The organism is Muricoccus radiodurans (assembly GCF_050154705.1).
Lineage (GTDB): Bacteria > Pseudomonadota > Alphaproteobacteria > Acetobacterales > Acetobacteraceae > Roseomonas > Roseomonas radiodurans.
In genome coordinates, this window is the sequence record NZ_CP189561.1 from 3,800,587 (window position 1) to 3,818,606 (window position 18,020).

The 18,020-nt window shown below is 72.4% G+C and carries 17 protein-coding genes; 9 read left to right on the top strand and 8 right to left on the bottom strand.

The annotated features are described in order from the left end of the window. Positions 1–5: 5 nt before the first annotated feature. Positions 6–320, top strand: coding sequence for a hypothetical protein (locus ACP6CK_RS17900; protein ID WP_426954661.1), 315 nt, complete (start codon positions 6–8; stop codon positions 318–320). Positions 321–379: 59 nt separating this feature from the next. On the opposite strand, the gene ACP6CK_RS17905 is transcribed toward ACP6CK_RS17900, so the two are convergent. Continuing rightward, positions 380–940: a hypothetical protein gene (locus ACP6CK_RS17905; RefSeq protein WP_426954662.1), complete on the bottom strand. Its 561-nt coding sequence runs from the start codon at positions 938–940 to the stop codon at positions 380–382. 81 nt (positions 941–1,021) lie between these two features. Here ACP6CK_RS17905 and ACP6CK_RS17910 point away from each other — a divergent pair, with 81 nt between their 5' ends. The 4 genes from ACP6CK_RS17910 to ACP6CK_RS17925 all read left to right on the top strand — a co-directional run bounded on the left by ACP6CK_RS17910 (position 1,022) and on the right by ACP6CK_RS17925 (position 4,496). Further along, positions 1,022–1,696, top strand: a complete 675-nt coding sequence (locus tag ACP6CK_RS17910) for a LolA family protein (RefSeq protein WP_426954663.1) — start codon at positions 1,022–1,024, stop codon at positions 1,694–1,696. Between the two features lie 157 nt (positions 1,697–1,853). Beyond that, entirely contained in the window at positions 1,854–2,651 is a 798-nt protein-coding gene (locus ACP6CK_RS17915; protein WP_426954664.1) for a gamma-glutamyl-gamma-aminobutyrate hydrolase family protein, read from the top strand. Between the two features lie 284 nt (positions 2,652–2,935). After that, positions 2,936–3,619, top strand: a complete 684-nt coding sequence (locus ACP6CK_RS17920) for a fumarylacetoacetate hydrolase family protein (protein ID WP_426954665.1) — start codon at positions 2,936–2,938, stop codon at positions 3,617–3,619. Between the two features lie 73 nt (positions 3,620–3,692). Continuing rightward, positions 3,693–4,496: an exodeoxyribonuclease III gene (locus tag ACP6CK_RS17925; RefSeq protein ID WP_426959939.1), complete on the top strand. Its 804-nt coding sequence runs from the start codon at positions 3,693–3,695 to the stop codon at positions 4,494–4,496. Positions 4,497–4,583: 87 nt separating this feature from the next. Here the strand turns inward: ACP6CK_RS17925 and ACP6CK_RS17930 are convergent, their stop codons facing one another. From ACP6CK_RS17930 to ACP6CK_RS17945, 4 genes are all read right to left on the bottom strand, one after another. After that, on the bottom strand, positions 4,584–5,228 hold the full coding sequence (locus ACP6CK_RS17930; RefSeq protein WP_426959995.1) for a hypothetical protein: 645 nt from the start codon (positions 5,226–5,228) through the stop codon (positions 4,584–4,586). Between the two features lie 88 nt (positions 5,229–5,316). Continuing rightward, positions 5,317–5,799 carry a cupin gene (locus ACP6CK_RS17935; RefSeq protein WP_426954666.1) on the bottom strand — a complete coding sequence of 161 codons (483 nt, stop codon included), beginning with the start codon at positions 5,797–5,799 and terminating at the stop codon, positions 5,317–5,319. Continuing rightward, entirely contained in the window at positions 5,792–8,314 is a 2,523-nt protein-coding gene (locus tag ACP6CK_RS17940; protein ID WP_426954667.1) for a DNA translocase FtsK 4TM domain-containing protein, read from the bottom strand. Before ACP6CK_RS17940 ends, ACP6CK_RS17935 begins: the two co-directional genes overlap by 8 nt. Positions 8,315–8,573: 259 nt before the next feature. Next, on the bottom strand, positions 8,574–9,440 hold the full coding sequence (locus tag ACP6CK_RS17945; protein WP_426954668.1) for an SMP-30/gluconolactonase/LRE family protein: 867 nt from the start codon (positions 9,438–9,440) through the stop codon (positions 8,574–8,576). Positions 9,441–9,512: 72 nt separating this feature from the next. On the opposite strand from ACP6CK_RS17945, the gene ACP6CK_RS17950 reads away from it, so the two are divergent. From ACP6CK_RS17950 to ACP6CK_RS17960, 3 genes are read left to right on the top strand one after another with little or no spacing between them, the layout of a single operon-like run. Continuing rightward, positions 9,513–10,133: a GntR family transcriptional regulator gene (locus tag ACP6CK_RS17950; RefSeq protein ID WP_426959941.1), complete on the top strand. Its 621-nt coding sequence runs from the start codon at positions 9,513–9,515 to the stop codon at positions 10,131–10,133. Positions 10,134–10,155: 22 nt separating this feature from the next. Then, positions 10,156–11,127, top strand: a complete 972-nt coding sequence (locus tag ACP6CK_RS17955; protein ID WP_426954669.1) for a Bug family tripartite tricarboxylate transporter substrate binding protein — start codon at positions 10,156–10,158, stop codon at positions 11,125–11,127. After that, positions 11,124–12,329: a mandelate racemase/muconate lactonizing enzyme family protein gene (locus tag ACP6CK_RS17960; RefSeq protein ID WP_426954670.1), complete on the top strand. Its 1,206-nt coding sequence runs from the start codon at positions 11,124–11,126 to the stop codon at positions 12,327–12,329. Before ACP6CK_RS17955 ends, ACP6CK_RS17960 begins: the two co-directional genes overlap by 4 nt. Before the next feature lie 197 nt (positions 12,330–12,526). On the opposite strand, the gene asnB is transcribed toward ACP6CK_RS17960, so the two are convergent. From asnB to ahcY, 3 genes are all read right to left on the bottom strand, one after another. After that, complete coding sequence (gene asnB, locus ACP6CK_RS17965) at positions 12,527–14,365, bottom strand: asparagine synthase (glutamine-hydrolyzing) (RefSeq protein ID WP_426954671.1); 1,839 nt, start codon at positions 14,363–14,365, stop codon at positions 12,527–12,529. After that, entirely contained in the window at positions 14,366–15,310 is a 945-nt protein-coding gene (locus tag ACP6CK_RS17970; RefSeq protein ID WP_426954672.1) for a glycosyltransferase family 2 protein, read from the bottom strand. It abuts the gene before it with no gap. Between the two features lie 93 nt (positions 15,311–15,403). Beyond that, positions 15,404–16,819 (bottom strand): adenosylhomocysteinase, encoded by a 1,416-nt coding sequence (ahcY, locus tag ACP6CK_RS17975; RefSeq protein ID WP_426954673.1) that lies wholly within the window; start codon positions 16,817–16,819, stop codon positions 15,404–15,406. Positions 16,820–16,995: 176 nt separating this feature from the next. On the opposite strand from ahcY, the gene ACP6CK_RS17980 reads away from it, so the two are divergent. Then, entirely contained in the window at positions 16,996–17,982 is a 987-nt protein-coding gene (locus ACP6CK_RS17980; protein WP_426954674.1) for a hypothetical protein, read from the top strand. Positions 17,983–18,020: the final 38 nt, after the last annotated feature.

The following is an 18,020-nucleotide window of genomic DNA, read 5'->3' on the forward strand; positions in this document are numbered from 1 at the left end:
GTGCCATGGCGAACGAGACGGCGGACGGCCTGAAGAACTGGGGCGGCGGCGAGAAGTCGGCGCGGCCGAGCAGCGTGGGCCAGCACGATCCCCTGCGCGACCGGAACGGGGACCCCTCCGGGCCGGGGATCTCGCCGGAGGCGGGGTACAAGCCCGGCGCGGGCGATCATGAGGGCAGCAGCGACAGCACGGCCAGCGCGAAGCCGGAGATGGTGAGCGGCGCCGGGGTGAAGCCCGCGGCCGGGGTGAAGCCCGCGGCCGAGGTGAAGCCCGGGGCGAAGCGGGACGCACCGCCCTTGTCGGGGATGGCGCAGGAATAGGGCGCCGCCTCCGCGGGCTGGGGCGAGGCTCCGGGCGGGGGTCTCCGAGGGTCCGCGGCTCAGATAGCCCCGTGTCCTAACCGTTCGGGCGGTTCGCCGATCAGCGATGCCGATCGCACCGCCAGGGGCGATGGCGCCCCCCAGCCCAGACGGCGTCCCAGCCCGCAGCGGCCGCGGACGACATCGGCTCCGTCCCGGATCGCCGCCAGAGCCGCATAGGCCCAGTTCGGCGCGACGCGGTGGCGGGCGTCCAGCACGAGGATCGGTGCGTCCGGGATGCCCAGCGTGGCGGCCCACTCCGCGGCCCGGGCGGCCACCTCACGCGGATCAGGGTCCGGATGCCGCTCGGCGCGGAGGGGAAAGCCGTAGTCCGGCGCCACGGCCTCGACCTCCGTCTCGCCCCCCTCGTCGGCGGACAGGACGAGGACGGCGAGAGATCCCGGCCGGATGCGCAGCCCGGCCAGCCCCTCCGAGAGCGACAGGGCGGCCAGACAGGATGCGATCCGCCGCGCCGTGCCGCGCGGCGCCATCACCGCCACCATGGCCGAAGGCTTGGCCATGCGGACCTCGGACCGCGGCTGCGGGACTGTGACGAGGTCAGGCGGCGCGAGATCCGTCATGCCCGGATCAAACCCCCGCAGAGATTACCGAAGAGTTAACACCCCTTTCCCCCCGGCGGGACCCGCGCCACATGGCGCGCCATGCAGAGACGCCCCCTTCTCCTGACCCTTCCCGCGCTCCTCCTCGGCGGCGCCCTGGGCGGTCCCGCGCTCGCCCAGGCTCCCTCGGCCCGCGACGCGGCGGACCTCCGGCGGGTGGAGACCTATCTGAACGGGCTGACCACGCTGCGCGCCCGCTTCATCCAGATCGCGCAGAACGGCGCCACCGCCCAGGGCACCGCCCTGATCTGGCGGCCGGGCCGGATGCGCTTCGACTACGACCCGCCGGAGCCGCTGCTGCTGGTGGCGAATGCCGGGCAGTTCATGCACCTGGACCGGGAGCTGCGGCAGCCGTCCGTCGTGCCGATCTCCTCCACCCCGCTCTCCTTCCTGCTGCGGGAGAACATGCGCCTGTCGGGCGACGTCACCGTGACGCGCGTGGAGCGGCAGCAGGGCTTCCTGCGGGTCACGCTGCACCGGACCGAGGCGCCGGCCGAAGGCCAGCTCACCCTCGTCTTCGCCGAGGATCCGATCGAGCTGCGCCAGTGGGTGGTGGTGGACGCCCAGCGGCGCACCACACGCGTCACCCTCTCGGCCATCGAGACGGGTGTCAGGCTCAACCGCGCCGCCTTCGAGTTCAACGACCCCCGCTTCCTGGACAACGAGACGCGCGGCGGCGGAAGCGGCAGCACCGGGGCGACGGGGAGCGCCAACTAGCCGCCCGGATCGGCCCCTGTCGCGATGACGGTCATGCCGCGCAGCCGGTGTGCGGTGCGGTGGACGGAGCACACGCGCAATCCTCGCGGGGCGGTGGCCGGAAATTTGCAGCGCTCCTGCCTTGATCCTGCCACCCCGTCGGCGTCACATCCCTGTCATGCGACCTCTCATCGGCATCTCCTGCTGTGTGAAGCCTTTCGGTCCCGCCGGCATGCCCAACCATGCGGCATCCGATCACTACGTGCGGGTGGTGCTGGGCCCGGCCGGAGGAATGCCGGTGTTGCTGCCGGCCGCCGGCGACGCGGTCGCGTCGGAGCTGCTGTCGCGGCTCGATGGCCTGCTCCTCACCGGCAGCCGCTCGAATGTCTGCCCGGTTTATTACGACGGTCCGGCCCATGCGGAGGGCACGCCGGAAGACTTGGCGCGCGATTCCACCACCTTGCCGCTGATCCGCGCCGCGCTGGACCAGGGCGTGCCGGTGCTCGCGATCTGCCGCGGCTTCCAGGAGCTGAACGTCGCCCTCGGCGGCACGCTGGACCAGCGCATCCAGGACCTGGACGGGCGGATGGACCACTCCACGCCCTCGGACCAGACGATCGCCCTGGTGAAGACCGGCAAGGCCCATCCGGTCCGGGTGGCCCCGGGCAGCGGGCTTGCGCGGGTCTGGGCCGGACTGCCCTATGACCCGGCGTCGGTGCCCGTGAACTCGCTCCACAACCAGGGCGTCGCCCGCCCCGCCCCGCGGCTGCGGCCCGAGGCCTGGGCTCCCGACGGCACGGTGGAGGCGGCGAGCGTGGTCGGCGCGGCAGGGTTCGCGGTCGGCGTGCAGTGGCATCCAGAGTATGATTGGGACCGGGATCCCCTCTCCCGGCGCATTTTTGAGCGCTTCGGAGAGGCCGCGACGGATTTTGCAGCACGCCGGAGCCGGGAAGCTTTGTCTTTGGCGGCGGAATGACGTATCCGTGATGGCGTTTTACGGGGGTTTTGGCGAAAGCTGACGAACTAGTCTTTGCAATCCGCCTGTGGATATTGGTAATCTTCCAACACCAGCCGCGAGGTTGGTGGTGCTCCGGTATCCCCTGCCGGCTCACCCGACCACACTAAGACTTCCGATCGGATAGAGTACCGACGCCCGGTGACCCCCCTCACCGGGCGTCATTTATTTCGGCACCGCCCGCTGGCCCGGCCCTCCCGGCGGCCCTATACCCGGCCCCGTCCGAGATCCTCCGGGAGCCATTCATGGCCGATTACGTGATCGCCCCGCCCTCTGTCGCCGCCCTTCCGGTGCGCGGTGGCGGGCTCTTCCCCGTGCGCCGCATCTTCTGCGTCGGCCGCAACTACGCCGAGCACGCGCGGGAGATGGGCAGCGATCCGGACCGCGAGCCGCCCTTCTACTTCACCAAGCCGGCCGATGCCGTGGTGACCGGCGGCGCGGACATGCCCTACCCGGCGTCCACCAAGGACCTGCACCACGAGATGGAGCTGATCGTGGCGATCGGCGTGGGCGGGGTCGACATCGCCGAGGCGGACGCGCTCAACCATGTCTGGGGCTACTGCTCCGGCCTGGATATGACCCGCCGCGACCTCCAGAACGAGGCGAAGAAGACCGGCCGCCCCTGGGACATGGGCAAGGGCTTCGACCACTCCGCCCCGATGGGCGAACTGGTGCCGGCCGGGAACTTCGATCCCTCCAAGGGCAAGATCGAGCTGCTGGTGAACGGCAAGGTCCGCCAGACCTCCGATCTGTCGAAGCTCATCTGGTCGGTGCCGGAGGTGATCGCGAACCTCTCCCGCCTCGTGCGCCTGGCGCCCGGCGATCTGATCATGACCGGCACGCCCGAGGGGGTGGCCGCCGTGCAGAAGGGCGACCTGCTGGAGGGCAGCATCGAGGGCCTGCCGGGGGTGCGGGTCCGCATCGTCTGAAGGCATCGCGGTGCCGAAGAAGCAGCCGCGCGCGCCGTCCGGCGCGCCGGCCGTGGTGGAAGGACGCGCCCCGCTGCGCGTCGTCACCTGGAATATCAACTCCGTCCGGCTCCGGTCAGGGCTGGTGCGCGGGATCATCGACGCGATGGATCCCGACGTGCTCTGCCTGCAGGAGACGAAGTGCCCGGACGAGCACTTCCCGCACGAGGCGCTGGACGCGCTCGGCTTCCCGCACCGCCTGATCAAGGGAATGAAGGGCTATAACGGCGTCGCCGTGCTGTCCCGCCGTCCCATCGCGGTGCTGCCGGAAGAAGGCCCGGACTGGTGCGGCAAGGGCGACTGCCGGCACCTCGGGGTGACCGTGGACGCGCCGGGCGGCCCGATCGAGGTGCACAACTTCTACGTGCCCGCCGGCGGTGACATCCCCGACCGGGCGGTGAATCCGAAATTCGCGCACAAGCTCGACTTCCTGGCGGAGGTGACGGCCTGGACCGCGGCCCGCGGCGCCGCGCAGCGCGCCGTGCTGGTGGGCGACCTGAACGTCGCGCCGCTGGAGCATGACGTCTGGAGCCACAGGCAGCTTCTCGACGTGGTGTCCCACACGCCGGTGGAGGTGGAAGCCTTCGGCAAGTGGCGGGCCTCCGGCGAATGGCACGACGCGCTGCGCCACTTCGTGCCGGATGACCAGAAGCTCTACACGTGGTGGTCCTACCGCGCGAAGGACTGGCGCGCCGCGGATCGCGGCCGCCGGCTGGACCATGTGTGGGTCAGCCCGGACCTGGCCGGCCGGCTGGTGCGACATGCCGTGCTGAAAGACGCCCGGGACTGGGTGCAGACCAGCGACCACGTCCCCGTCATGGTCGAGATCGCAGCCTAACCCACCGCGCGACCGTGGTGCCCCGATCCGCGGCAGCCTTGAAAAAATAAATGGGGGTCCGGGGGAAAACCTTCCCCCGGCCTTGCCTCACCGCCGCGGCTGCGACGGCGGCAGCCCGCCCGCGCCGCCCGGCCCGCCCATGGAGCGCATCATGTCCTCCATGGACATGGTCCGGTACCCTTCGGGCACGCGGAAGCGCGCGGGGTCCTGGCGGGCGTATTCCACGCGGGTCGCCTCCATGCCCTGGCCGGCGTCGTTGGCGGCGCGGAGCATCACGCCATCGTCGGTCAGGCAGGCGGTGCCGCGGTCGTTGCCGTTCTCGAAGCGCCAGTTCGTGCAGGCCTGCCCGGCATAAGTGGCGTTGCCGGTGCGGGTCATGCGGGCGCCCTCGGCCATGCGGAGCGCCTTGGCGACGTCGGCGCCGGCCGCGTTCGGCATCACCATCCGCATGGATTCCATCACCACGGAGGTCTGGCCGGTCCGCATGTCCGTCAGGCCCCACATGACCATGCCCGGCGCCATGGGCGGCAGGTCCACGCGCATCCTCCCCTCCGCCGCCAGGACGGCGATGCCGAGCTCCCCGGGCGTGCCGGGCGCGCCGGCCTGCGGGCCGACCATGCGATAGGTCACGGCGACGTCGCGGGTGGGCTGGAGGTTCTGGGGGCGGGACTGCGCCAGGGCTGGGCTGGCCACGGCCGCCGTCAGGGCAAGGGTCAGGATCGCGCGGCGCATCGCAGGTGTTCCCTCCGGGTCTCGGTCCGCAAGGGAACGCCGTGGGCCGCGGGGCGCAACCCGGGGATTGTCGCCCGTGTCGCGCTTGTTATCCGGGCGGCCAGCCCGGCAGGGGCGCCCCCGTGACGGGATCGCCGGCGGGCGGCGGCACGGCGGCGAGATTGGCCGCGACCTCCTCCCGCTCCTCGGCCGCGCCGCGGCGGATGTCGTAGTCGGCGCCGCCGGGGTAGGCCCCGACGACGAGGAGATCGGGGCTGGCCCAGTTGCGGCAATGGCCGACGCCGGCCGGGATCACCAGCGCGTCGCCGGCGCGCAGGACGAGGGTCGCCCCGCCCGGGCCGCCGAAGCGCACCCAGGCCGTGCCGCGCGCGATGCCCAGCGCCTCGTGCGCGATGCTGTGGAAGTGGTGAAAGTCGAAGATCCCGTTCGTCCAGGCATTGAGCCAGCCGTGGCGGGCGAAGTGCGCGGTGATGGCTCGCGCATCCGGCGGCAGGGCGCCGCGCCAGGCCAGGAGCGGCAGCGCGGCGTTCGGGATGTTGCCGGAGGGCGCGAAGACGTGCCGCTCAATCATCGGCGGTGCTGCGTGCCAGGACCTCGCGCTTGCCCACGTGGTTGGCGGGACCGACGATGCCGTCCTTCTCCATCTGCTCGATGAGCTTGGCGGCGCGGTTGTAGCCGATGTTGAGGTGGCGCTGGACGAAGGAGGTGCTCGCCTTACCCTCCCGGCTGACGAGGGCCACGGCCTGCTCGTAGAGACCCTTCTCCCCGGAATCGCCGCCCAGGCCCGGCATCGGGCCACCGCCCTCGCCGTCCTCTTCGACCTCCGTGACCTCCTCGACATAGGCGGGCTCGCCCTGCTCGCGCAGGAACTCGACCACGCGCTCCACCTCCTCGTCCGAGACAAACGGGCCGTGGACGCGCGCCACGCGGCCGCCGCCGGCCATGTGCAGCATGTCGCCCTGGCCGAGCAGCTGCTCCGCCCCCTGTTCCCCCAGGATGGTGCGGCTGTCGATCTTGGAGGTGACGGCGAAGGAGATGCGGGTCGGGAAGTTCGCCTTGATCGTGCCGGTGATGACGTCCACGGACGGGCGCTGCGTGGCCATGATGACGTGGATGCCGGCGGCGCGGGCCATCTGCGCCAGGCGCTGCACCGCCGCCTCGATCTCCTTGCCCGCGACGATCATCAGGTCCGCCATCTCGTCGATGACGACGACGATCATCGGCAGGGGCTGGAGGGCGAGCGGCTGCTCCTCGAACACCGGCTTGCCCGTCTCGGGGTCGAAGCCGGTCTGCACGCGGCGAGTGAGCTGCTCCCCACGCGCGGCGGCGGCCGCCACCTTCTCGTTGTAGCCGCCGATGTTGCGGACGCCGAGCTGGGACATGGCGCGGTAGCGGCGCTCCATCTCCCGCACCGTCCACTTCAGCGCGCCGATCGCCTTCGGGGGCTCCGTCACCACCGGGGCCAGGAGATGCGGGATGCGATCATAGACCGACAGCTCCAGCATCTTCGGGTCGATCATGATGAAGCGGCACTCGTCCGGGCTGAAGCGGTAGAGCAGGGACAGGATCATCGTGTTGATCCCGACCGACTTGCCCGATCCGGTGGTGCCCGCGATCAGCAGGTGCGGCATGCGCGCGAGGTCCGCGACGACGGGCGCGCCGCCGATATCCTTGCCGAGCGCCAGCGGCAGCTTGCCCGAGTTCTTCGACCAGTCGGGCGCTTCCATCATCTCGGAGAAGTAGACCATCTCCCGCTTCGCGTTCGGCAACTCGATGCCGATGACGTTGCGACCGGGGACGGTGGCGATGCGGACCGCCAGCACGGACATGGAGCGCGCGATGTCGTCGGCCAGGCCGATGACGCGGGCGGACTTCGTGCCCGGCGCCGGCTCGAGCTCATAAAGCGTGACGACGGGTCCCGGGCGGATGTCGCGGATCTGTCCGCGCACGCCGTAGTCGTCCAGCACCGTCTCCAGCAGGCGCGCATTCCCCTGCAGCGTGTCCTCGGAGGGACCGGATTCCCGCCGCGCCGGCGCGGGGGCCAGCAGCGACAGGGGCGGGCGCTTGAAGCCCGGCCCATCCCGCAGGTCGAGCACCGGCTGCTCGGACGGCTTCGGCCGGCGCGGAGGGGTGACGCGCTCGGCGATCCGGGGCGGCTCGGCGGCGCGCGGCGTCGGGCGGCTCTCCTCCTGCTCGGGCAACTCCTCGCGCCGGGGCACCGCCTCCGGCACGCGGAGCTTCGGCGCGGGACGCGCGGGCGCCTCCGCGGCCGCATCGGCCGCGCGCAGCAGTTCGGAAAGCTGAGGCGAGGGCTCCGCCCGGCGGCCGAACATCATCCCGGCGATGACGCGCGGCGGGCCGAGCAGCAGCCGCGCGGCGAGCCCGCGGCGGGCCGGGCGCCCTTCCACGACCGGGCGCGGCGGACGGCGGCGGAACAGGCGGCCGGCCAGCCCGGTGCCGCCCCGCGCCGCCACCCCACCGGCCTTCCGCCAGGAGGAGAGCGGCACCGCGAGCGCGAGCACGACCGCCACGGCCGCGAGACCGGCGATGGCCGAGCCCACGGCCATGGTCCCGAACGGCCCGAAGAGGCTGCGCGCGGTTTCCTCCAGCGCGCCATGGATGATCGGCCCCATGGCGCCGCCGGACCCGATCCCGGCCGCCGGGGAGGGCAGCGGGGCCACGGACAGCGCGGCGGCCAGCAGCGGCAATCCCGCCAGCAGCGCCGCCACCCGCCCGGCGAAGGGCGCCAGGCCACGATGGGTGGACAGGCGGAGCGCCCAGCTCAGCAGGCAGGCGGCAGGGAGGAGCGCGGCCCATCCGAAGCCCTGCAACAGGATGTCGGACACGAGGGCGCCGAAGGGTCCGGCCAGGTTCGTCGGGGTCCGGGCCGTGGCGGTGGAGAGGGAGGGGTCCGCCGGGTTGTAGCTGGCCAGGGCGACGACGACCGCGAGGCCGACCAGCCCGAGCAGCAGCCCGAGCATCTGCGCCCCCCGCCGCCGCAGCTCAGCCCGGACGGCGGGGGAGGCGAATCGGCGGACGGCGCCGGCCGGGACAGCGGGGCTGCGGTCTGCGATGGCGCGCGGCATGGAATCCCGTGGCGGCAAGAAGCCGGTTGAGGTGACGCATGAGGATACCACGCCAAGGTGCTGGCCCGCACGCCACACCACGGGATTGATTCAGGAATCCTTCCCTGCGTGGCGCCGGGAGGCGCCGCCTCCGGACCCTCCGCCGGGGGCCGGACGCGGCCCCCGGACCCCGCGGTTTCACTCGACGCGGGTCCAGGGCGCGCGTTCGCGCCCTGGTGGATGGGGTCCGGGGAAGGCAACGCCTTCCCCGAGGTCACGCCTACCCGGCGTAGCGCCCAACCGGCGTGCCCGCGACGCCGAGGTCCAGCGCGAGAACGGCGCCGTCATCTGGTCCGGCCCCCTCGCTCTTGCGGAGGCTGGTGACGAAGCAGGTTCGCCGGTCCGGCCCGCCGAAGCAGGGCATGGTGGGCCACTGCACGGGCAGGCGTACCACCCGGTCCAGCGTCCCGTCCGGCAGCCAGCGGTTCAGCACCCCGGCGGAGACCCCGGCGGACCAGTAGCCGCCCTCCGTATCCGTGGCAGCGCCGTCCGGGCGGCCCTGCGCCTCGGTCGGGGTCGCGACCAGGCGGCGGTCGGCGATGGTGCCGGTGCGACGGTCCCAGTTCTGCAGCCAGATGCAGCTTCCCCGGCTGTCGCTGTGCCACAGGGTTCGCCCATCGGGCCCCCAGGCGAGGCCGTTCGAGATCACCAGCCCGTCCAGCAGCCGCGTCACCGTGCCGTTCTGATGCAGCACGTGCAGGCCGGCGGTCGCCTCCTTCTCCGGCCGGTCATCCATGGAGCCGACGACGAAGCGTCCCTCGGGCGACGCCTTGCCGTCATTCAGCCGGTTCATCGGCCGGTCCGGCTCGGGGGCGGCGATCAGGGTCAGTTCGCCCGTCTCCGGCCGGAAGCGGTGCAGGCCGGAGCGAAGCGCCAGGATCAGGGAATCGTCCCGGCACAGCGCGAGGGAGCCGACCGGCTCCGGCAGGGGCCAGCTCCGCGTCGCGGCGGTGGCCGGGTCCGTGCGGTGCAGGGTCGGACCGGGGATGTCGACCCACCAGAGCAGCCCGGTGCGGTCATCCCAGACGGGACTTTCTCCCGTTCCTGCCCGTGGCACGTCGAGAACGCGAATCTCAGGATCTTGCATTTTATAAAATCCGGCTTCAGCCTGCCCATCATGCCGCAGAGCCCAGGCCCCTCAACACCCGCCTACGCCCGAATGCGGGAGATGCTCCGCGCGGAAATTCTCCAGGGCGGCTGGGCCGCCGGGGAACACCGCACCCTCTCCACCATCGCCGCCCGCCACGGCGTCTCCATCTCCCCGGTGCGGGAGGCACTGCTCGGGCTGGAGGGCGAAGGCCTGGTGGAGATGCGCCAGCACCGCGGCGCCGTGGTCCCGGTGCTGGATGCGGCGATGCTGGCCGACCTCTACGACCTGCGCGGGGCCCTGCACGCCCTGCTTGCCCGCCGTGCGGCGGAGCGGGCCGGTCCCGCCGTGCTCGCAATCTTGGAGGCCGCCGAGGCCGGCTACGCCGAGGCCGCCGCCCGCGGCGATGCCGCCGAGGCTCTGCGCCACAACGACCGCTTCCACGGCGCGATCGAGGAAGGGGCCGCCTGCCCGCAGACGAGCGCCGTCTACCACGCCCGCACCGCCTTCGTGCACACGGTGCGCCTCCGCCTGGGCTTCGGCCCCGGCCGCATGGCGGAGGCCACGGCCCAGCACCGCGTCCTGCTCGCCGCCATCGCCGCACGGGACGCCGAGGCCGCCGCCGTCGCGGCCTTCACCCACGCCATGTCGGCCAAGCGCGACCTGCTCGCCCGGCTCGAACACGACGGCTGACGCACAGGGGGAGGAAACGAACATGACGGGCATCACGCGGCGGGGGGCGCTGGCCCTGCCCGCCCTCTGGCCCCTGGCCGCGCGCGGCCAGGAGGCGTGGCGGCCCGACCGCCCGCTGACGCTGATCGCCGGCTTCGCACCGGGCGGCAGCATCGACTACGTCGCCCGCCTCGTCGCGCGGGAACTCGGCCCGGTGCTCGGCCAGGTCGTGACCGTGGAGAACCGGCCCGGCGCCGGCGGCAACCTCGCCACCCAGGCGATGCTGCGTGCCCCGGCGGACGGGCACACGCTCGGCTTCGCGGCGATCCACCTGGCGACCAACCCCGCCATGATGAATGTCGGCTACGACGCCCGGACGGATCTGCAGATGGTCGGGCGGATCAGCGCCCTGCCCGTCGTCCTGCTCGCCAGCATGAAGTCGGGTTTCGAGACGCTGGCCGACCTCGTGCGCACCGGCCAGCGGACGGAGATCCCCTTCGGCTCCGGCGGCGTCGGCACCTCGTCCCACCTGGGCGTCGCGTTGCTCGCGCGCGCCACGGGCATCAAGTACGAGCACGTCGTCTTCCGCGGCGGCAGCCCGGCCACCCAGGCCCTGGTCGCCGGCGACACGGCCGCGATGTTCGAGCCGGTGGCGCCCTACCACCTCGACATGAAGGCGGCGGGGCAGCTCCGCATCCTCACCACGCTGCAATCCACGCCGATCGCGGCGATGCCCGACGTGCCGCCGATCACGACGCTGGGCTACGGGCCCGACGTGCTCTTCCAGTCCTGGCACGGGCTGATGGTCCGCCCCGGCACGCCGGAACCGATCCTGAACCGCCTGCACGACGCCCTGGCCACCGTGGTCCGCGGCGCGGCGGTGCAGGACGCCCTGCGCCGCATCGCCATAGACCCGGTGCCGAGCGAGAGCCCCGCCGCCTTCCAGGCCTTCTACCTCTCCGAGCTGGAGCGCTGGTCCACCATCATCCGCGAGGCAGGAATCCGTATCCTATGAGCAGCAGCAATCCGCGGATCACGGGCATCCGCACCTTCCTCATGCAGGCGGGGCCGCTGGGCGCCTCCGCCTGGGGCGACGTGAAGACCTCCATCGTCACGGTCACGCGCAACTGGCTCTTCGTGAAGGTGGAGACCGATTGCGGCATCACCGGCATCGGCGAGGGCAGCGGCTGGCCCCGGGTGGTGGACACCGCCGTGCAGGACCTGGCGAACGTCGTGGTGGGAGAGGACGCCTTCGCCATCGAGCGCCTATGGCAGAAGATGCATGTCGCCATCATGGGCCACGGCAATTCCGGCGTCGTCGGCCAGGGCGCGATCGGCGCCATCGACATGGCGCTGTGGGACATCAAGGGAAAGGCGCTGGGCGTCCCCGTCTGGCAGCTCCTCGGCGGCAAGGTGCGCGACCGCGTGCGGGCCTATGCCCACGCCTCCACCCCCGATGCCGCCCGCGCGGCGGTCGCCCGCGGCCACACCGCCCTGAAGACCGGCGGCGTGAAGAACCCGGTGGAGAAGGCCCACGCCATCCGCGACGCCGTCGGCGCCGACATCGACCTGATGATCGACCTGCACGGCCCGCCCTGGCTCCAGGCCCCCGACGCCATCGCGTACTGCAACGAGCTCGCCCCGCTTTCTCCCCTCTTCGTGGAGGAACCGGTCGCGCCCGAAGACCTGGACGGCTACCGCCGCGTCCGCCGCATGACGAACGTCCCGCTCGCGTCCGGGGAGCGCCACGGCGGCCTCTGGGGCGTCGCGCCGCTGCTGAACGAGGGCCTGATCGACGTCGCCCAGCCCGACACCGCCCGCGCCGGCGGCTTGACCGGGTTGCGCAAGATCGCCGCCGTGGCCGAAGCCCGCTTCGCCACCGTCGCGCCCCACGCCGGCTCGCTCGGCCCCGTGGCGGAGTTCGCGGCCATTCACCTGCTGGCCGCCATTCCCAACGCCCTCATCCTGGAGAAGATGGACCCCGACTGGCCCGGCCGCGGCCAGACCGTCACCATCGAGCCGGAGCTGCGCGACGGCCACCTGACCGTCCCCGACACCCCCGGCCTGGGCGTGGACATCCACGAGGACTTCGTCGCCGCCCACCCCTCGGTCCGCAACGTCGGCCTGGCGTCCGGCGGCTGGCCGCCGGGGACGGAGGGCGCGACGCTCTACAGCCAGCCGCGCTGGCCCCGGGCGCCCTCGGTGCGGAAGGGGTAGCGCGTCTGGCCCCTGGGGGAAGGCGCTGCCTTTCCCCAGACCCCTTTCCGCCAAGGGGCTAGCCCCTTGGAACCCATTTCATGCCTGCGGCAGGGAGGGGGCTTGGCCCCGTCCCTGCCGAAGGCGTTAAGCGAGGTCCAGGAGGCTAGCCTCCTGGCGGATGGGAGCCCGAGGGAAGGCGGAGCCTTCCCTCGGAGTCACAAGCGCTCCCGCTCCGCCCAGGCGGCCAGCATCAGCACGGCCCAGAGACGATAGGCGTGGTTCCGACGACCGGCCGTGTGCTCCCGCCACATCGCGGTGACGAGCGGGACGTTCGCGATCAATCCGCCCCGCGCCAGCCGGGCCGGGTCCAGCAGCGCCGCCGCCCAGTCGCGCAGGCCGCCCCGCAGCCAGGCGGCCAGCGGCGGCTCGAAACCCTGCTTCGGCCGCTCGAAGAGCGCGGGCGGGACGTGGCGGGCCAGGACGCGGCGCAGGATGAGCTTTCCGCGCGTACCATCCGTGAGCATCGCTTCGGGCAGGGAGGCGGCGAAGGCGACGAGGTCGTTGGACAGCATCGGCGCCCTTACCTCCAGCGAGGCCGACATCGCCGCGCGGTCCACCTTCGTCAGCAGGTCCTCCGGCAGGTAGGTGCGGGCGTCGAGCCACAGGGACAGCCGGCGCGGCGAGAGACCGGGTGGCCGCGCGGCCGGATCGTCCAGCAGCGTCCGCGGCGGGGTCTCCGGAAACACCCGGTCCGAGGCGTGCCAGAGCGACAGCGCCGCCCGGTGGTCCGTTGCCGGATCGGGATCGGCGGCCAGGGCGAGGCGCCGCGCGATGCGGGCGGTGCGCGCCCCGCGCGGCGCCGGCAGGTGCCGCCCCAGCGCCGCCAGACGTTGCGGCCGATGCGCCGCCGCGCGCCAGTGGCGGGGATAGCCGGCGAAGAGCTCGTCCCCGCCGTCGCCGCCCAGCGCGACGGTCACGTGCGGCCGCACGGCGCGGCAGAGCAGCAGCGTCGGGATGGCGGAGGGATCGGCGAAGGGCTCGTCCCAGATCCCCGGCAGTTCCGGCATGGCGGCCACGGCCTCGGCCTCCGTGACCGGGATTTCCAGGTGATCCGTGCCGAGATGCCGTGCGATGGCGGCGGCGTGCGGCGCCTCGTCGTACCGCGTGCCGGGAAAGGCGATGGCGAAGGAGCGCGGCGCGGGACCGGACGCGCAGAGCGCCGCCGTCACCGCCGATGAATCCAACCCGCCGGACAGCAGCACGCCCAGCGGCACGTCGGATTCCCGCCGGCTGGACGCGGCCTCGCGCAGCAGCGCGTCCAGACGTTCCTCTGCTTCCTCGGCCGTGCCCGCGAAGGGCGCTGGCTGAACGGCGGAGTCCCAATAGGCCACCGGCGCCCCGATTCCATGCGGCCCGGCGGTCAGGCTGTGCGCGGCGGGAAGCCGGAAGATGCCGTCCCACGCCGTGTGCGGCGCCGTGATGAAGCCGTGCCGCAGGAAGAGCGACAGCGCGGCGCGGTCCGGCCGCCGCTCCAGCCAGGGCAGGGAAGCCAGTGCCTTCAGCTCGCTCGCGAAGGCCAGCACCCCGCCCGCCGCCGTCCAGTAGAGCGGCTTCTCCCCCATCCGGTCGCGCGCCAGCGTCAGGGTCCGCGCGTCGCCGTCCCAGAAGGCGAGGGCGAACATCCCGTCGAGCCTCGGCAGCGTGCCGGCCGGCCCGTGCTGGGACAGGTGCTCCAGCAGCGGCTCGGTGTCGCTGTGGCCGCGCCAGTTCCGCGGCAGTGCCTCGCGCAGCGCGGCGTGGTTGTAGATCTCGCCGTTGTAGGCGATCACGCAGCGCCCGTCGTGGCTCCGCATCGGCTGCGCGCCGGCGGCGCTGAGGTCCATGATCGCCAGTCGCCGGAAGCCCAGCGCGATCCCGGCCGTGTCATCGGCGAAGATGCCGTCATCGTCCGGCCCGCGATGCGCGAGGCACGCGGACATCCGGGCCACCGCCGCGCGCCGTTCCTCCGGCGAGAGGCAGTGCGAGGGATCATGGATGCCGGCGATGCCGCACATTCAGATGAGGTCCTTCGGCGGCACTGGCAGTTCCGCGATGCTGGCGGCGCAGAGCCGCACGAACCCGGCCGGGTCCCGCATCGGCCAGCGCGCCCGGATCGCGCGCCAGAGATGGGGCGCGATGGACCGCCCGTCCGGGTTGCGGCGCCGGAAGCGGAAGGCGCGGGACGCGGCCCGCCGCTGCGCCAGGCGCACGATCGAGGCGGCGAGGTCGGGATGGTCCGCCAGGAAGCAGGACACGGCCAGCGTCACCCGCGCCAACTGCTTGTCCCGCCGCGTGGAGAGCGTGTCGGGCTGGTCCACCAGGTGGAAGCACAACCGCTCCGCCAGCCGGATGAAGGGCGCCCGGTGCGCCATCCGCAGCGCCAGCCCGTATTCCTGGCTGTGCACCACGCGCCGGTCGCAGCCCCCGACCTCCTGCGCCAGCGCGGTCCTGACGAGGATCTGCGTCGGGTTGAACAGGGAGTTGCGGAGGACGCGGGGAAGCGCATCGTCCAGCCGTTCCGGCGTGGTGGCCGGCACCGGCGCGTCCGTCACGGGCGTCTCGCCCGGCCGGAACTCCTCCCGCGCGCAGAAGGCAAGGCCGGCATCGCTTCCGCGCAGCGCGTCCAGCAGGCGGATCGTGCAGTCCGGGTGCAGCAGGTCGTCCGCATCCACGAACTTCACGTAGGGCATGGTGGCGGCGAAGAGTCCCGCATTGGTCGCCGCGGCCGAGCCGCCATTCGGCTGCGTCAGGATCACCGTGCTGGGCCAGGCCGCCGTCAGGAAGCGGAGCTGGGCCAGGGAATCGTCCCGCGACCCGTCATCCACGAAGACGTATTCGCGCGGGAAGTCGCCCCGCTGCGCCCGCAGCGTCGCGCAGAGCGCGGGCAGGTGCGCCGCCTTGTCGAAGACGGGGACGACGAAGGAAACGCCGTCCCCGCGATCCTGGAGGGATGGATTCACATCAGGCGTTTCGGCCCTCGCGCCGCCGGGCGCAAGGGCCGGAGTTGAGGGCCGGAGTTCAGGGCGGGATGCCCCGCCCCGGGGCGGCCTGTCTTAGTAGCGGTACTGCTCCGCCTTGAAGGGACCGGCCTGCGGTACGCCGATATAGGCGGCCTGCTTGTCCGAGAGCTGCGTCAGCTTCGCGCCCACCTTCTCCAGGTGCAGGAAGGCCACCTTCTCATCCAGGTGCTTCGGCAGGGTGTAGACCTGCTTGCCGTAGGCGTTGCCGTTCGTCCACAGCTCGATCTGCGCCAGCGTCTGGTTGGTGAAGGACGCGGACATGACGAAGGACGGGTGGCCCATCGCGTTGCCCAGGTTCACCAGCCGCCCCTCGGACAGCAGGATGATGCGCTTGCCGTCGGGGAACTGGATCTCGTCCACCTGCGGCTTGATGTTCGTCCACTTCAGGTTGCGCAGCGCCGCCACCTGGATCTCGCTGTCGAAGTGGCCGATGTTGGACACGACCGCGCGGTTCTTCATGGCGCGCATGTGCTCGATCGTGATGACGTCCACGTTGCCCGTGGCGGTGACGAAGATGTCGGCGCGCGGGGCGGCGTCCTCCATCGTCACGACCTCGTAGCCCTCCATCGCGGCCTGCAGCGCGCAGATCGGGTCCACCTCGGTCACCATCACGCGGCAGCCGGCGTTCTTCAGCGACGCGGCGGAGCCCTTGCCCACGTCGCCGAAGCCCGCCACGCAGGCCACCTTGCCCGCCAGCATCAGGTCCGTGCCGCGCCGGATGGCGTCCACCAGGGATTCCCGGCAGCCATAGAGGTTGTCGAACTTCGACTTCGTGACGCTGTCATTCACGTTGATGGCGGGGAAGAGCAGCTTGCCCTCCTTGGCCATGGTGTAGAGGCGGTGGACGCCCGTCGTCGTCTCCTCGGACACGCCCTTGATGGCCTCCGCGAGCTTGGCGAACCAGCCCGGCTTCTCGGTCAGCGTCTTCTTGATCAGGGCGTAGAAGACCTCCTCCTCCTCGTTCGTGGGGGAGTCGAGGAAGGCGGTGCTGCCCTGCTCCGCGCGCAGGCCGTAGTGGACCAGCAGCGTCATGTCGCCGCCATCGTCCAGCAGCAGGTTCGGCTCGCCGCCATCGGCCCATTCCAGGGTGCGGCGGACATAGTCCCAGTAGTCCTTCAGGCTCTCGCCCTTCACCGCGAAGACCGGCGTGCCGGAGGCGGCGATCGCGGCCGCGGCGTGGTCCTGGGTGGAGAAGATGTTGCAGGACGACCAGCGGACATCGGCACCGAGCGCCTTCAGCGTCTCGATCAGCACCGCCGTCTGGATCGTCATGTGCAGGCAGCCGGCGATCCGGGCGCCCTTCAGCGGCTGGCTGTTCCCGTATTCCCGGCGCGTCGCCATCAGCCCGGGCATCTCGTCCTCGGCGAGGTCGATCTCCTTGCGCCCCCAGGCCGCGAGGGAAAGGTCGGCGACGACGTAGTCGGTCTTCGGGGGCAGGGCGTCGGGCATGGGTCGGGTCTCCGGAACGGCCGGTCGCGTATCACGGAGGGTGGGGCATGTCCAAGCGATAAGAACGATATCAGGATATCTTTATGTCATATCCGTCGCGTGACGCTCCTCGCTTCACCCGGGATTAAGCCCCTTCACGCATCCTTGAGCCCGCTCCTTCCCGGTCAGGGCTCCCCATGCTCCCACATCGCCGCCACGGCGGACTCGCGCGCGGCCTGCTCGCGGCGAGCGTCACCCTCGCCCTCCTGGGCAGCGGCGCCTCCTGGCACCTCGCGCGCGAGCGGGACCGCCTCCTGGCCGATGAGGGCGCGCGGCTGCGCGTCCCGGCCACCGCCATGGCCGAGCGCCTGGAGGAGGGCCTCGGCCGCTGGCTCACCGAGGCGCGTCGCCTGGCCGCCAATCCCACCCTCCGCGCCGCCCTGGCCACGCCCGAGGATGCCTTGGGACAGGGCCGGGAGGTGCTGGATGCCCTGCAGCAGCGCGCCCCGGAACTGACCTGGGTCGGCATCGTGCGACCGGACGGCACGGTGCAGGCCGCGACCGAGGGGCTGCTCGAGGGTCGCAACATCGCCCACCGCCCGATCTTCCGCGGCGGGGTGGAGGGCCCCTTCCTCGGCGACATCCACCCCGCCCAGATGCTCGACCGGCTGCTGCGGGAACGCCGGCCGACGATGAACGCCGCCCCGATCCAGTTCGTGGACGCCGCCGTGCCGGTGCTCGCCCCCGGCGGCACGATGCTCGGCGTCGTGACCCTGCACATAGACTGGAACTGGGCGGTGGGGCAGCGCGAGATCGTGCTGGCCGGCCAGCCCGACCCGGATCCCGAGCTGCTGGTGGTGGACGTGGACGGCAAGGTGATCCTCGGCGGCGGGCCGGAGCTGGCCGCCGCCCCCGATCCCGCCCTGCTGGTGAACGCGCCGGCCCGCGGCTGGGTGGTGGGACCGGACTGGCTGACGGCCACGGCCCGGACCCGCTCGGTCAGCGGCCATCCCGGCCTCGGCTGGTCGGTCGCGGTGCGGCGGAGGGTGACGGAGGTGCTGCGGCCGCTGCAACGCACGCGCCTCGGTCTCGCGGCGCTGGCCCTGGCCGGGGCAGTGGGCGCCGGGCTCCTGGCCGCCCGCCATGCCCCGCGCCGCACCGCCCTGGCAGCCCGCGGGAACTGAGATTGGCTGGCGGCACCGGACGGGAAGCTCCGCCCGGT

What these genes read in the sequence shown, in the direction of transcription:
- ACP6CK_RS17900 (WP_426954661.1), top strand. Translation starts at nt 6, where the DNA reads ATGGCGAACGAGACGGCGGACGGCCTGAAGAACTGGGGCGGCGGCGAG.
- ACP6CK_RS17905 (WP_426954662.1), bottom strand. Translation starts at nt 940, where the DNA reads ATGACGGATCTCGCGCCGCCTGACCTCGTCACAGTCCCGCAGCCGCGG.
- ACP6CK_RS17910 (WP_426954663.1), top strand. Translation starts at nt 1,022, where the DNA reads ATGCAGAGACGCCCCCTTCTCCTGACCCTTCCCGCGCTCCTCCTCGGC.
- ACP6CK_RS17915 (WP_426954664.1), top strand. Translation starts at nt 1,854, where the DNA reads ATGCGACCTCTCATCGGCATCTCCTGCTGTGTGAAGCCTTTCGGTCCC.
- ACP6CK_RS17920 (WP_426954665.1), top strand. Translation starts at nt 2,936, where the DNA reads ATGGCCGATTACGTGATCGCCCCGCCCTCTGTCGCCGCCCTTCCGGTG.
- ACP6CK_RS17930 (WP_426959995.1), bottom strand. Translation starts at nt 5,228, where the DNA reads ATGCGCCGCGCGATCCTGACCCTTGCCCTGACGGCGGCCGTGGCCAGC.
- ACP6CK_RS17935 (WP_426954666.1), bottom strand. Translation starts at nt 5,799, where the DNA reads ATGATTGAGCGGCACGTCTTCGCGCCCTCCGGCAACATCCCGAACGCC.
- ACP6CK_RS17940 (WP_426954667.1), bottom strand. Translation starts at nt 8,314, where the DNA reads ATGCCGCGCGCCATCGCAGACCGCAGCCCCGCTGTCCCGGCCGGCGCC.
- ACP6CK_RS17945 (WP_426954668.1), bottom strand. Translation starts at nt 9,440, where the DNA reads ATGCAAGATCCTGAGATTCGCGTTCTCGACGTGCCACGGGCAGGAACG.
- ACP6CK_RS17950 (WP_426959941.1), top strand. Translation starts at nt 9,513, where the DNA reads ATGCGGGAGATGCTCCGCGCGGAAATTCTCCAGGGCGGCTGGGCCGCC.
- ACP6CK_RS17955 (WP_426954669.1), top strand. Translation starts at nt 10,156, where the DNA reads ATGACGGGCATCACGCGGCGGGGGGCGCTGGCCCTGCCCGCCCTCTGG.
- ACP6CK_RS17960 (WP_426954670.1), top strand. Translation starts at nt 11,124, where the DNA reads ATGAGCAGCAGCAATCCGCGGATCACGGGCATCCGCACCTTCCTCATG.
- asnB (WP_426954671.1), bottom strand. Translation starts at nt 14,365, where the DNA reads ATGTGCGGCATCGCCGGCATCCATGATCCCTCGCACTGCCTCTCGCCG.
- ahcY (WP_426954673.1), bottom strand. Translation starts at nt 16,819, where the DNA reads ATGCCCGACGCCCTGCCCCCGAAGACCGACTACGTCGTCGCCGACCTT.
- ACP6CK_RS17980 (WP_426954674.1), top strand. Translation starts at nt 16,996, where the DNA reads ATGCTCCCACATCGCCGCCACGGCGGACTCGCGCGCGGCCTGCTCGCG.